Raw genomic sequence first — 14,867 nt, 5'->3', positions numbered from 1 at the left:
GAGCGTTTTTTTTATTTATTGGGATTACTTATTTTTAGTTTCAATCCATTTACGTGCATTAACAAAGGCTTCATGCCATGGAGTCACTTCATCTTTATGTCCGTTATCTGGATAATATGCCCAGTTCCATGGGAAAGTAGAACGTTCAATATGTGGCATGGTCACCAAGTGGCGTCCAGTTTTGTCGCATAGCATGGCTGTATTGAACGCTGATCCGTTTGGATTGGCAGGATAACTATCATAACCATATTTACCCACAATATTATATTGATCTTCAGAATAAGGTAAGTTGAATTTACCTTCTCCATGTGAAACCCAAACACCCAAAGTTGTACCTTCTAATGAGGATAACATCACAGAGTTGTTTTTCTCCACAGTTACTGAAGTAAAGATACTTTCGTGTTTATGACTATTGTTGTGTGTCATTTTTCCATGAACTTCATGCTCCGGATTGATTAATTCCAATTCCATGAATAGCTGGCAACCATTACAAATTCCCACAGATAACGTGTCTTCGCGTTGGAAGAATTTTTTCAATGCTGTATTGGCTTTTTCATTGTATAAGAAGGCACCTGCCCAACCTTTAGCTGATCCTAAAACATCTGAATTAGAGAATCCACCAACCGCTCCAATGAACTGAATATCTTCTAATGTTTCACGACCAGAAATCAAATCGGTCATATGAACATCTTTTACATCAAAACCTGCTAAGAACATAGCGTTAGCCATTTCTCTTTCGGAGTTACTTCCTTTTTCACGGATGATAGCTGCTTTTGGTCTTGGTTTAGTAGCGTCTATAACTGGAGCTTTTCCGTCAAAATGTGAAGGAAAATTATAGGTTAAAGGTTGTTTTTTGTAATTGTTATAACGTTCTTGAGCAGTTCCGTTCTTCGATTGTTTTGAATCCAAAAGGAAAGAAGTTTTGAACCAAGTATCTCTTACTTCGGAAACAGCAAAAGTAAATGCATCCGAATTGTTGGTAATGGTTACCGAATTTCCTTCTACAACTGATCCAATGTTGAAAATTTCAATATTGTGTTGAGCAAAAATAGTTTCTACAGCAGCATCAGCTTGGAAAACTATGGCTATATTTTCATTGAACAATGCCTTTACGGTATCAGTTTCTCCCAAAGAAGTCAAATCGAAAGAGGCGCCTAAATTTACATCGGCAAAGCACATTTCCAGTAATGTTGTAATCAAACCACCACTACCAATGTCGTGACCGGCTTTAATTTTACGTTCTTTGATTAAATCCTGTACTACATTGAAAGCTTTCTTGAAATACGCGGCATTAGTTATAGTCGGAACTTCTGAACCGATTTTATTTAAAATCTGTGCCAATGAACTTCCTCCTAATTTAAAGTCATCTTGAGATAAGTTCAAATAGTAAATATTTCCTCCGTTGTGTTGTAAAACGGGTTCAACTACTTTGGTTATATTTGAACAGTTACCCGCTGCAGAAATAATTACTGTTCCAGGAGCAATTACTTCGTCGTTAGGATATTTTTGTTTCATTGAAAGTGAATCTTTTCCAGTTGGAATATTGATTCCCAATTCGAGAGCAAAATCGGAACAACCTTTTACCGCTTCGTATAATCTAGCATCTTCTCCTTCATTTTTACATGCCCACATCCAATTAGCAGATAATGAAACCGATTTCAATCCATCTTTTAGTGGAGCCCAAACCAAATTGGATAAAGCTTCTCCAATAGAATTTCTGGATCCTGCAACTGGGTCTACTAATGCAGCAACTGGAGAGTGACCAATTGTGGTTGCAATTCCTTCTTTTCCTTTGAAATCAAGCGCCATAACCCCAACATTGTTCAATGGTAATTGTAGTGGTCCAGCACATTGTTGTTTAGCAACACGGCCACCAACACAACGATCCACTTTGTTGGTTAACCAGTCTTTACAAGCTACCGCTTCTAATTGAAGCACTTGGTTCAAATACGAAGGTATATTTTGTGCCGTGTATTCTAAGTTTGAATAATTGACAGCAACAGTTGTATCGGTCATGATTGTCTTTGGTGAACTTCCGAAGAAGTCTTCCAGCGCATAATCCATTGGTTTTGCACCAGTAGTTTTGGACTCGAAAGTAAAACGATGGTCAGCAGTTACATCTCCAACTTGGTACATAGGAGATCGTTCTCTATCTGCAATTTTTTGAAGGATGTCAATATTTTCTTCACCAATCACCAATCCCATTCTTTCTTGAGATTCGTTTCCGATGATTTCTTTAGCAGAAAGGGTAGGGTCACCTACGGGAAGTTTGTCTAAATCGATTAAACCACCTGTATCTTCCACTAATTCTGAAAGGCAATTTAAATGTCCACCAGCACCATGATCGTGAATGGAAACAATAGGATTGTTATCGCTTTCTACCAAACCACGAATAGCATTGGCAGCACGTTTTTGCATTTCTGGGTTGGAACGTTGGATGGCATTCAGTTCAATACCCGAACCGAAAGCACCGGTATCTGCAGAAGAAACCGCAGCACCACCCATTCCAATTCTATAATTTTCTCCACCAAGAATTACTATTTTATCGCCTTCTTGAGGTTTCTTTTTGATCGCTTGATCTAATTTTCCGTAGCCAATTCCACCGGCAAGCATGATAACTTTATCGAAACCTAATTTACGAGCTTCTTCTTCGTGTTCGAAAGTTAGAACAGAACCAGTAATTAAAGGTTGTCCGAATTTATTACCAAAATCAGAAGCACCATTAGAGGCTTTGATCAAAATATCCATTGGAGTTTGGTACAACCATTTTCTTTCTTCCATACCGTTTTCCCATGGTCGATTCTCTTCCAATCTTGAGTAAGACGTCATATATACTGCAGTACCTGCTAAAGGCAATGAGCCTTGTCCGCCAGCAAGACGGTCACGGATTTCTCCTCCTGATCCAGTTGCAGCTCCGTTAAAAGGTTCAACAGTGGTAGGGAAGTTATGTGTTTCCGCTTTCAAAGAAAGAACCGAATCAAATTCTTTTTCGGTGTAGAAATCGGGTTTGTCGGCACTTTTTGGAGCAAACTGCGTTACTTTTGGACCTTTAACGAAAGCAACGTTATCTTTATAAGCTGAAACAATATCATTCGGATTGGTTTCAGAAGTTTTCTTGATTAATTTGAATAGGGAAGTAGGTTTTTCTTCTCCGTCTATTACAAAAGTTCCATTGAAGATTTTATGACGACAGTGTTCTGAGTTGGCTTGTGAGAAAGCAAAAACTTCAGAATCGGTAAGTTTTCTACCTAATTTGTTCGCAAGACTATTTAGGTAATCTACTTCCTCATCACTTAGTGCTAATCCTTCCTGTTTGTTGTATGCCGCAATGTCATCAATATCAAGAATTGGTTCCGGCTGAATATTTATGACGTAAATGTCCTGATTTAATTCCGAGTATTTTTGTGATATCATCGGATCGAAATTGGTAAAATCAGCGGCTACTTTTTCAAACTCCTCAATTCTGATAATACCTGAAATTCCCATGTTTTGGGTTATTTCGACGGCATTTGTACTCCACGGAGTAATCATGGCGGCACGAGGACCAACAAAAAAATCCGTCAGGACGGATTTTTCTATTTTATGTGCGTTGCCAAAAAGCCAGTTTAATTTTGAGATATCTTCTGTCGATAATCCGTTTTGCGTCTGAACGGCAAAAACGGTATTGGTTGAGTTACCAAAAAAATGAATCATTGTTATTGTGTTGTTGTTTTGTGATGCAAATTTAGTATTTCAATTTTGAAATAGAAAAAAATAAAGCGCCAATCGGCGCTTTATTTTTTTAGTTCACAATAACTTTCTTGACAACGGTTTCTGATTCCTTAGTAATCTTTACTAAATAGACACCAGATTGCAGTTGTGAGACAGTATTGTTTTGTGTTGTAATGGCTGATTTTTCAAATACTTTTTTACCTAAAATCGAATAGATTTCCATTGAATATCCTTTTTCGAAGTTAGTAAAATAAACAGTAAAGTTACCATTTGAAGGATTTGGATAGATATCGAAATCGATTGTTGTTAATTGATTTGGATTTGCAGTTCTGTTTCCTAATCCGCTACAAGTATCTATGCCCAGTACATTCCAATCGGCAGTTTTATTGAAGGTTGTAGAAGGAACTGTTGCTGTAGTTTTTCTTTGTAAGGTTTCATCAGCTGAAAAATTTGCTGTACCTCCATTGAAAATACCAATAACATCAATTAAAACTCCATTTTTAAATAGACCAACTGCGTCATTACCATTGAATGTCATTTCTCCAGCTGCTGTAGAAATATTGGCAGTTGTAGTAGAATAGCATGCTGAAGCTATTGTATTGTTTACAATTACATATTTACCATTATTGGCAAGTGTTCCTGTTAAAGCCAAACCTGTACTCCAAGCACCTGAACCATTGGTTTGTTTTTTTATGGAATACGTACTCAAACTCACAGAAGCTCCTGTTCTATTGGTTATTTCAAGTGCTTTATTGTTTGAAGAACCTTCTAGGTATTCTGAGAAGTATAAATCTGATACGGTTGGAGCCGCTGTAGAAGTTGTAACATTAAATGTTGCACTATTAGCGGAAGAATTTCCTGCGGCATCTTTTGCTTTTACGGTAAAAGAATAAGTTGTAGAGGCAGTTAATCCAGTTATAGAACTAGTGGTACTAGTCACAGAAGTTTTAAAGCTTCCATTCATATAAACATCATAACCTGTTACACCAACATTGTCGGTTGAAGCAGACCATGATAAAGTCAAGCTAGTTGAAGTTACATTAGAAGCTGCTAAATTGGTTGGAACAGAAGGTGCCGTAGTATCAGGCGTTCCTCCCCAAATCATACTTACATAATTTGGATTGTCTATAAAAGGATTTCTATTTCCTTGACGTGCATAGATAGCATTGTTTCTTGCAATTTCACGAGCGCTTACTGGATCGGCAGCATGCCAAGCTAAGAGCATATCACGGAAAGCAGTAGTGAAAACTTGATTGCTTGTACCGTTGAACATATCGAATGTGTAACCGGCAACAGTATTTTCATAACGTGTAGCAAAATAGAAATACATGCGGGCTATATCTCCTTTGAAAGCGGCATTAGGTTCAAAAACTGTTCCAGTGTAACCAGAAACGGCACTCGTACCTAACTTACTTCCGTTCTGAGATGTCCACGATGCTGAGGCTACATTTCCATGGGGATAATCGGAACGCATTCCATTTACTTTTCCATCAGTTGGAGGAATGAAGTGAGCATCGGAAACCATTGGAGCACTAGAATTGAATACTGATTGCGGAATCATGTGTTCTCGGTTGTAGCAATCACCTTCTACTGCATATGTACCGCATTGACCAGTACTGTAAGCGAAGTTATAAGGATCTGCACCAGATTGATTTTCTGAATATAAATCGAAAATAGTGTTGTCATTTTCGTTCTGATTGTCTCTGTCTGAAGTTTGATACGTAGTCCAGAGTCCAGCGTAGCCTCTGTCTGTATGACCTTTAATAATGTTGTATAATTGGGTTTTTAGGGTATACCCTGTTCCCGTTGCCGAATTGTAATATCCTGCTGGTGCTTGCGCGAAACATCCTGCTGATAGTAAGAATACCAGTAATTGTAATTTTTGTTTCATTTGCTTTGGGTTTTTGTTTTTTGTTTTTGGATTTGTTGTTACTCTGTTTTACTCTTTTTCTTTGTTTTTAATTTACAATTGAACTCCTATTTAATTTTTGTTCTTTATATATAATCTTTTACTCAGATAGTATTCAAAACGCATCACCAGTTTCCCACTTACACCCTTGGCAAGGATCAAACATTAATTTACTCTTTACTCTTTATTCTTTATTCTTTATTCTTTATTCTTTATTCCCATTTATTTAAACTCGGCGAAAGTACTTCTTCAATTGAAGAAAAATAGCGTTTAAATATTATTATATTGTTAACTCATTGAAAACGAATTGCTTTGGAAATATAGAAATAAAAAAACAATATGAATCTTATTTTATTTAATATTTTATTAACAAATCGTTGATTTACAGTTTATTGATTGTTAAATAGAAAAATTCTCACAGTTTTTATTGCCAATTTGATAATTTTCTTAATTTTTGATTTGGATAACTATATAGTCGTTATAAGAATTTATGGACATAAAAAAAGCGGCCGTTAAGGCCGCTTGCATTGTATTAGTTGATAACTATTTTCTTTACGATGGATTTGGAATCTTTGTTAATCTTGACAAGATACATTCCGCTTTGAAGTCCATTTGTTGAAACCGTATTGTCGTTGATATTTTGTTTTTCATACACTTTCTGACCAACCATTGAGTAAATTTCTAAATTGATATCTCCTATTGTAGAATCATATTCGATTCTGAAATTTCCGTTAGATGGGTTGGGGTAAATTTTGAATACATTTTCAGCAAAATCTTCATTACTCAAGGCTGCACATTGTGAGCTCCAAATTTGACAAACATATTCAGGATGGTCAATGTACGGATTACGATTCCCTTGGCGTGCATAAATTGCATTGTTACGGGTAGTTTCATATTGACTCACTGGATCGGCTATGTGCCAACTTAGAAGCATGCTTAAAAAAACAGGATTAAATACTTGATTACTGGTGTTATTAAACATTTCGTAATTGTAAGTAGCCACAGTATTTTCATAACAAGTAGCAAAGTAAAAATACATTCTCGCAATGTCTCCTTTAAATGCTGGATTAGGTTCGAAAACTGTGCCAACATACCCTGGAACTGCACTTGTACCAAGTTTTCCTCCATTGTTTGTTGTTGTTGATGCTGTTGCTACATTTCCATGTGGAAAATCAGCTCTTAGAGCATTAACTCTTTTGTCTGTAGGTGGAATAAAATGAGCATCATTTCTCATCGGAGAAGCTTGAGCGAAAACAGATTGAGGAATTATATGTTCTCTATTGTAAACTTGACATTCACTTCCTCCTCCAGAGCCAGTGTCTTGGCTTGTACCATAAATAAATCCACATTCTCCAGTGCTCCCAGTGGGATTTTCGGTGTAGATATCATAGATTGTATTGTCATTTTCATATCCTACTCCAGTAAATACATCTCTATCAGAAGTTTGATATGTTGTCCATAAGTTTGCATAACCTGTTGTACCTGAGACAATGGTATGATTACTTATTATGTTATAAAGATTTGTTTTTAATGTGTATCCTGAACCGGTTGCTGTATCGTAGTAACCCGCAGGAATTTGAGCAAATCCTAAAAAGGAATTCAATAAAAATAGTAAGTAGATTTTTTTCATTTTTTGATAATTTAAAAAAATTGGGGATTCAAATGTAAACATTTATTGCAAATAGCAATGAAATATTAGTAATTTTCTTATTTTAAATTAATTAGCGTAAGAAAAATAGAACAAAAAATAAATTTGGGTTTGGAAATTTTTACTAGGTTTTTACGGTTTTCTTTCTAATAGAGCCATATAAAATCCATCGAAGCCTGACTCATGAGCCAGAATTTTGTGGTCTTCTACAAAGGTAAAGTTTTTTCCGCTTTCTGTGGTTAAAAATTTTGCTATTTGTTCTTGATTTTCAGAGGGTAATACCGAACAAGTCGCATAGACTAATTTTCCACCAGGTTTAACTATTCTGGAATAATTTTCTAAAACTTCGGCTTGAATTTTTTTGATATTTTCAATAAACTCCGGCTGTAATTTCCATTTGCTGTCCGGATTACGTTTTAATACCCCCAAACCACTGCAAGGTGCATCAATTAAAACTCTGTCCGCTTTTTCATGTAATTTTTTGATGGTTTTCGAGTTTTCGATAACACGTGTTTCAATATTGTGAACTCCGTTACGGCGCGCACGTAATTTTAACTGATTTAATTTACTTTCGTACAAATCCAAAGCAATCAATTGCCCTTTGTTTTCCATGATGGAAGCCAAGTGCAATGTTTTTCCACCGGCACCAGCACAAGTATCTACAACACGCATTCCTGGTTTAACATCCAAAAGAGGAGCAACCAATTGGGATGAAGCGTCTTGCACTTCAAACAAACCGTCTTTAAATTCCTGCGTTAAGAACACATTAGCACGTTCTTTTAACACTAAAGCTTGCGATTGATTTTTGATATACTCGGTTTCGATATTAGCGTCCATTAATCGGGCACGCAATTTTTCGGGAGTTGTTTTTAAAGTATTCACACGTAGAATAACTTTGGCCTGCTCATTTTGAGCTTTAATTTCTTTGGTCCAAGTTGCTTCTCCTAATTCTTTTACACCCAATGCATCCATCCAATCTGGAATCGATTCTTTGATGGCTCTGTTTTTTGATAATTCGTCAAAACGACCTTTGATTTTTCGAACAGGAGTACCTTGTAATTGTGTCCAATCGGGAATAGGATATCCTCTAAGTACAGCCCAAGAAGCAAACATTCTCCACAAGTTATCTCGATCAAAAGGTTCTTTTACCTCTGCGATTTCTGCATACAAACGTTTCCAACGTACAATTTCATAGATGGTTTCTGCAACGAATTTACGGTCGGCACTTCCCCAACGTTTATCTTTTTTTAGTGCACGAGCTACTACTTTATCGGCATATTCACCTTCATTAAAAATAGCATTTAAAGAGTCTATTGTTGTGTAAACTAAGTTTCTATGTAATCGCATGATGTTAATTTTGAGCGTGCAAAGATAGTGTAAAGTTGGAAGTTAGAAGTTAGAAGTAGGAAGTTTTTTTAATTTACGAAGTTGAATTGGTGGTGAATCTTCATTTCAAATGCGTTAACGGGTGTAGCGAGCTACCGTGTAGCGCGGAACACGTGACCCGAAGGGAAACGCCCAAATAATTAATAGAATATTTGAGTACTCTATATTTATTATGTATTTTCGTGCTCTGAAATTTAGAAAATTTTACGTTATGAAATACGATATTATTGTTTTAGGAAGTGGTCCTGGTGGATACGTAACTGCCATTAGAGCATCACAATTAGGCTTTAAAGTAGCCGTTATCGAGAAAGAAAATTTGGGTGGAATATGTTTGAACTGGGGGTGTATTCCTACGAAAGCGTTATTGAAATCAGCTCAGGTTTTTGATTACCTAAAACACGCATCTGATTATGGTTTAAAAGTAGACAATGTTGATAAAGATTTTGGCGCTGTAATTGCACGTTCCCGCGGAGTAGCGGAAGGAATGAGTAAAGGAGTTCAATTCTTAATGAAGAAAAATAAAATTGATGTTATCGATGGTTTCGGAAAAGTGAAACCAGGAAAAAAAGTAGATGTTACTGCTGCTGACGGAAAAGTAACCGAATATACTGCAGATCACATCATTATTGCAACTGGTGCACGTTCAAGAGAATTGCCTAATTTACCTCAGGATGGAGTAAAAGTAATCGGATACCGTCAAGCAATGGTGTTACCGGAACAACCAAAGAAAATGATTGTTGTGGGTTCAGGTGCTATCGGAGTGGAATTTGCACACTTCTACAATTCAATGGGTACCGAAGTTACTATCGTTGAGTTCATGCCAAATGTGGTTCCAGTTGAAGACGAAGATATCTCCAAACAATTTGAGCGTTCTTTAAAGAAAGCAGGTATCAATGTAATGACAAATGCTTCTGTAGAGAAAGTGGATACTTCTGGAAAAGGTGTGAAGGCTACAGTTAAAACAGCAAAAGGAGAAGAAATTCTAGAAGCGGATATCGTTCTTTCAGCTGTTGGTATTAAAACAAATATTGAAAATATCGGTTTAGAAGAAACGGGTATTGCTACGGATAGAGATAAAATCTTAGTAAACGCTTACTACCAAACAAATGTTCCTGGTTATTATGCTATTGGAGACGTTACTCCAGGTCAAGCTTTAGCACACGTTGCTTCGGCGGAAGGAATTTTGTGTGTTGAAAAAATTGCTGGTTTACATGTTGAACCATTAGATTACGGAAATATTCCTGGTTGTACTTATGCTACCCCTGAAATTGCTTCTGTTGGTTTAACGGAAAAAGCAGCGAAAGAAAAAGGTTACGAATTGAAAGTGGGTAAATTCCCATTTTCAGCTTCAGGAAAAGCGAAAGCAGCTGGAACTCCTGATGGTTTTGTGAAAGTAATCTTTGATGCTAAATACGGTGAATGGTTAGGTTGTCACATGATTGGTGCCGGAGTTACCGATATGATTGCAGAAGCGGTTGTAGCACGTAAATTAGAGACTACAGGTCACGAAATCTTAAAAGCGGTTCACCCGCACCCAACAATGAGTGAAGCGGTGATGGAAGCGGTAGCTGATGCTTACGGTGAAGTAATTCACTTATAAGATAAACATAAAATAGTTTTGAAGCGTCCCAATTTTTTGGGACGCTTTTATTTTATTGATAATCAATAGGTTTTAAATTGTATAAAAATATTCTTTTTGTTTTCTGTAACAATTGATTTCTTCTAACGTATAATTATCGATTTTACTAAGAAATTAATATCCTAAAATGACACAAAGGTGTTGTATCTTCAAAATAACGACTCAGGCAACTGCGCAATCCTGAAAGTTAACTTTTAATCGGATTCATGATTATACTTCATTTTTCATATTAAGCATTTCTAAAATCATATTTAAAATCATTTAAAATCTATTGTAATGGAAACAATTACTAATTTTTGGTGGCTGATATTAATAGTCGCTTGCTTTATTTTTTACAAGTTTGTGTTGCGAGTTTTCTTCGGGATGGTTATAGTTCCTGAAGATAAAATTGGTCTGGTAACCAAGAAATTCGTTCTTTTTGGTACAGATAAAGCGTTGCCGGATGGACGTATTATTGCGACAAAAGGAGAGGCCGGATTTCAGGCTCAAACTTTGGCTCCTGGTTTGTATTGGGGTATGTGGATTTGGCAATATTCGGTTGATATGTCGCCTTTTACAATAATACCGGAAGGGAAAATCGGTTTGGTGCTGAGTAAAGACGGTAAGGAAATACCAACCGGTAGAATACTTGCACGTAAAGTAGCCTGTGATAATTTTCAAGATGCTACTGCTTTCTTGAATAATGGAGGACAAAAAGGACGTCAAACTGCTTTCATCACTACTGGTTCGTACCGTATCAATACGTTTTTATTTGATGTGGTAATGGCAGATCAGATCAAAATTTTTGAAAACATGGTGGGTGTTGTGACTGCGCTTGACGGTGAACCTATTCCAATCGGTCAAATCGCTGGTAAATATGTGGAATCACACAACAATTTTCAAGATTTTGATAAATTCCTGGAAGATGGCGGTAATCGTGGACTTCAACCTCAAGTAATGTTGGCAGGTTCTTATTATATCAATTCTTGGGCTGTTCAAATTGAACAAACTCCTATGACAGATGTGCCTATCGGTTATGTTGGTGTTGTGATTTCGTATATAGGGGAAGACGGTCAGGATGTTACAGGTGAGCATTTCAAACATGGAAATATAGTGTCTAAAGGACAGCGTGGTGTTTGGATGGAACCACTTGGGCCTGGTAAATATGCTTTAAATAAGTATACAACGAAACTGGAATTGGTGCCAACAACCAACTTGGTATTAAACTGGGCGGATGCCAGAAGTGAATCACATAATTTAGACCATAATTTATCTACCATCACGGTTCGTTCTCAGGATGGTTTCCCTTTCAATTTGGATGTGTCACAAATTATCCACGTTCCAGCTAATGAAGCTCCAAAAGTTATTGCGCGTTTCGGTAGTATGACAAATTTAGTTTCTCAGGTTTTGGAGCCTACCATTGGTAACTATTTCCGTAACTCGGCTCAGGAAAGTGATGTGATTTCGTTCTTGAGTACGCGTAAAGAACGTCAGGAGTCAGCTAAAAACCATATCAAAGTAGTATTGGATGAGTACAACGTGAATGCGGTGGATACTTTAATCGGTGATATCGTGCCACCGGATTCTTTGATGAAAACGTTAACTGACAGAAAGATAGCAGAAGAAGAACAAAAGACGTATCAAACGCAAAAAATGGCGCAGGAACAGCGTCAGGGTATGGAAAAAGAAACGGCTATTGCTGATATGCAGAAGGAAATTGTCCGTGCTTCGCAAAGTGTGGAAATCGCACAACGTACTGCTGATGCTACGGTTAAAAAAGCGGAAGGAGATGCAACTAGTCTGAAACTGAACGTGAATGCGGAAGCGGAGGCTACTAAAATGAGAGCGCAGGCAGAAGCGGAAGCAACTAAAGCAAGAGCAGGTGCTCAAGCAGAAGCTACAAGATTGAATGCTAGTGCTGAAGCAGAAAAGATTTCGAAAACCGGTTTGGCTGAGGCTGAGAAAATTATGGCGATCGGTAAATCTACTGCTGAAGCTTATCAATTGCAGGTTTCGGCAATGGGTGGAGATAACTTTACGAAATATAAAATCACAGAGGAAATTGGTAAAGGAAATATTAAAGTGATTCCTGATGTCTTGATCTCCGGTAATAACGGTACCGATGGCGGTATCAGTGGTTTACTGGGAATGAAACTCATGGAAATGATGGATTCGAACAAGGAAATACCAAAAAATCTTCCGAAAAGTAAATAATTACGGATTTAATACTTGAAACCGTCCTGTTGTAAAATGGGACGGTTTTTTTATGCTAAAAGGGTAATCAACAATCGGTTCCTTTTAGTACATTTGAGAGATAAACACTACAAGAATGACGACAACTAAAATTGTAACGACTTTGTTTATGCTTTCTGCGATTTCGGGTTTCGCTCAGGAAAAGCATCTTAAGAATGTAAAAAAACTCACTTTCGGTGGCGATAATGCCGAAGCGTATTTCAGCCCTGATGGTAAAAAACTTACACTTCAAGTCACTAATCCGGAAATAGGTGCACAATGTGACCAGATTTTTACGCTTGATTTATCTCAAACCTCAATCGATTCGAAAAGTCTTCAATTGGTTTCTACCGGAAAGGGACGCACAACCTGCTCGTATTTTATGCCTGACGGTAAGCACGTTCTATACGCTTCGACTCATAAAAGTAACGAAGCTTGTCCTGCTCCTCCAAAGCCTAAAGATGGTAAATACCTGTGGGCCATTTATCCCGAATTTGAAATTTATATGGCCGACCTGAAAGGGAATATCGTCAAACAGTTAACTGATTCTCCTGGCTATGATGCCGAAGCTGTGGTGTCACCCGATGGTAAAAAGATTGCGTTCACCAGTATCCGTTCCGGGGATCTGGAAATATATACAATGGATATCGATGGCTCAAATGTGAAGCAGGTGACTAGCGGATTAGGATACGATGGTGGTTGCTTTTTCTCACATGACAGCAAGAAGCTGGTATTCCGTTCTTCTCGTCCCAAAACGGAAGCAGAAATAAAAGAGTACAAAGATTTACTGGCTGAAAATTTGGTAATGCCGACGAGTATGGAAATTTATACATGTAATGTAGATGGTTCCGATTTGAAACAAATTACATATTTGGGAAAGGCCAATTGGGCACCTTTTTTCCATCCTTCTGATAAAAAAATTATTTTCTCGTCAAATCACCATGCAACTAAAGGCTACGATTTCCAATTGTATATGATTAACACTGATGGTACTGGATTGAAGCAAATTACCTATCAAAGTGAATTCAATGCGTTCCCAATGTTCTCACCTGATGGAAAGAAACTGGTTTTCTCGAGTAATCGGGAGCAAAGTAAACCACGCGAAACGAATGTTTTTATTGCCGATTGGGTGGATATCGATGAAAACGAATATGCCAATCCTCAAAACCTCAAAAAACACATTTCTTACTTGGCTTCTGATGCCATGAAGGGAAGACTGACAGGATCTAAGGAAGAAAAACTGTCAGCTGATTATATTGTTTCTGAATTCAAAAAACTAAAACTTAAGCCTTACAATAAGCAATTCCTACAGTCTTTTAATTATTCAGTTCGCCTGAATCCGCATGACACGATTTCAAAAGGGAAGGCTAATTCAGGTAACAATGTGATTGGCTATTTGGATAATGGTGCGGCAAAAACAATTGTGATTGGTGCGCATTATGATCATTTGGGATTGAACGAACATTTGCATTCCACTAAAATGAATTCGGAAGGTGAAATCCACAATGGTGCCGATGATAATGCTTCTGGAGTAGCGGGTGTATTGGAGTTAGCCAGAATGTTGTCGCAAAATAAAACAAAGGAAAAAGCAAATTTTATCTTTGCTTTATTCTCAGGTGAAGAAGATGGTTTGATTGGTTCTAAAGAAATGGCTTCAACCATTAAAACACTTTATCCAAATGTAATGGCAATGATCAATATGGACATGATTGGTCGTCTCGATGATAAAAAAACATTGATAGTTGGCGGTGTAGGAACTAGTCCTTCTTTCCCTGAAATTATTGAAAGAAATAAACCGGCAGGGTTTGGTATTACTCAGGAATTGAGCGGAGTAGGGCCGTCTGACCATACTTCTTTTTATTTGAAAGATATTCCGGTATTGTTCTTCTTTACTGGTACGCACACCGATTATCACAAACCAAGTGATGACGAAGGAAAAATTAATTATTACGGAGTGGAAAATATCGTGAATTATATTTTCCGAACGGTTAATGCAATAGCTGATGCAGAGAAACTGGAATTTACCAAAACGAAAATCACTTCCGAAAAGAAAGCGCCTAAATACAAAGTGACTTTAGGTATTATGCCAGACTACACAGATCATGGTGATGGTTTGCATGTTGATGGTGTTACTGAAGGACGTCCTGCCCAAATTGCTGGAATCTTGGAAGGCGACATTATTACTAAGATCGGAGATTGTCAAATAAAAGAGGTCTATAGCTATATGGATTGTTTGGCCAAATTGAATTCTGGTGATGAAAGGGAAGTGACAATTCTGCGAAAGGGAGAGGAAATAAAGGTAAAAGTTATTTTTTAAGTTTATAAATTGATAGTAAATCCGCTTTAAACAAAGCGGATTTTTT

At 37.2% G+C, this 14,867-nt stretch carries 7 protein-coding genes; 3 read left to right on the top strand and 4 right to left on the bottom strand.

What is annotated here, in order from left to right; translation table 11 throughout:
- Window positions 1-24: 24 nt before the first annotated feature.
- From purL to ACS8MM_RS03535, 4 genes are all read right to left on the bottom strand, one after another.
- A complete protein-coding gene (gene purL, locus ACS8MM_RS03550; protein ID WP_379713096.1) occupies window positions 25-3,693 on the bottom strand; it encodes a phosphoribosylformylglycinamidine synthase in 3,669 nt (1,222 codons plus the stop codon).
- An 88-nt stretch (window positions 3,694-3,781) separates the two neighbouring features.
- On the bottom strand, window positions 3,782-5,602 hold the full coding sequence (locus tag ACS8MM_RS03545) for an endonuclease (protein WP_379713094.1): 1,821 nt from the start codon (window positions 5,600-5,602) through the stop codon (window positions 3,782-3,784).
- A gap of 550 nt (window positions 5,603-6,152) precedes the next feature.
- A complete protein-coding gene (locus ACS8MM_RS03540; RefSeq protein WP_379713092.1) occupies window positions 6,153-7,250 on the bottom strand; it encodes an HNH endonuclease signature motif containing protein in 1,098 nt (365 codons plus the stop codon).
- 150 nt (window positions 7,251-7,400) lie between these two features.
- Complete coding sequence (locus tag ACS8MM_RS03535; RefSeq protein WP_379713090.1) at window positions 7,401-8,615, bottom strand: RsmB/NOP family class I SAM-dependent RNA methyltransferase; 1,215 nt, start codon at window positions 8,613-8,615, stop codon at window positions 7,401-7,403.
- Between the two features lie 250 nt (window positions 8,616-8,865).
- On the opposite strand from ACS8MM_RS03535, the gene lpdA reads away from it, so the two are divergent.
- The 3 genes from lpdA (at window position 8,866) to ACS8MM_RS03520 (ending at window position 14,821) form a co-directional block, all read left to right on the top strand.
- Complete coding sequence (gene lpdA / locus ACS8MM_RS03530; protein WP_379713088.1) at window positions 8,866-10,254, top strand: dihydrolipoyl dehydrogenase; 1,389 nt, start codon at window positions 8,866-8,868, stop codon at window positions 10,252-10,254.
- A gap of 315 nt (window positions 10,255-10,569) precedes the next feature.
- A complete protein-coding gene (locus ACS8MM_RS03525; RefSeq protein WP_379713086.1) occupies window positions 10,570-12,486 on the top strand; it encodes an SPFH domain-containing protein in 1,917 nt (638 codons plus the stop codon).
- 115 nt (window positions 12,487-12,601) lie between these two features.
- Complete coding sequence (locus tag ACS8MM_RS03520) at window positions 12,602-14,821, top strand: M20/M25/M40 family metallo-hydrolase (protein ID WP_379713084.1); 2,220 nt, start codon at window positions 12,602-12,604, stop codon at window positions 14,819-14,821.
- Window positions 14,822-14,867 lie beyond the last annotated feature (46 nt).

This window comes from Flavobacterium sp. MAHUQ-57, from assembly GCF_051908335.1.
Taxonomy (GTDB): domain Bacteria; phylum Bacteroidota; class Bacteroidia; order Flavobacteriales; family Flavobacteriaceae; genus Flavobacterium.
Note: the sequence above shows the minus strand (reverse complement) of the source record. Positions and strands in the feature narration are given on the sequence as shown.

Bases quoted from the DNA above. Each gene is read 5' to 3' on its own strand.
- purL (WP_379713096.1), bottom strand. From the start codon at position 3,693: ATGATTCATTTTTTTGGTAACTCAACCAATACCGTTTTTGCCGTTCAG.
- ACS8MM_RS03545 (WP_379713094.1), bottom strand. From the start codon at position 5,602: ATGAAACAAAAATTACAATTACTGGTATTCTTACTATCAGCAGGATGT.
- ACS8MM_RS03540 (WP_379713092.1), bottom strand. From the start codon at position 7,250: ATGAAAAAAATCTACTTACTATTTTTATTGAATTCCTTTTTAGGATTT.
- ACS8MM_RS03535 (WP_379713090.1), bottom strand. From the start codon at position 8,615: ATGCGATTACATAGAAACTTAGTTTACACAACAATAGACTCTTTAAAT.
- lpdA (WP_379713088.1), top strand. From the start codon at position 8,866: ATGAAATACGATATTATTGTTTTAGGAAGTGGTCCTGGTGGATACGTA.
- ACS8MM_RS03525 (WP_379713086.1), top strand. From the start codon at position 10,570: ATGGAAACAATTACTAATTTTTGGTGGCTGATATTAATAGTCGCTTGC.
- ACS8MM_RS03520 (WP_379713084.1), top strand. From the start codon at position 12,602: ATGACGACAACTAAAATTGTAACGACTTTGTTTATGCTTTCTGCGATT.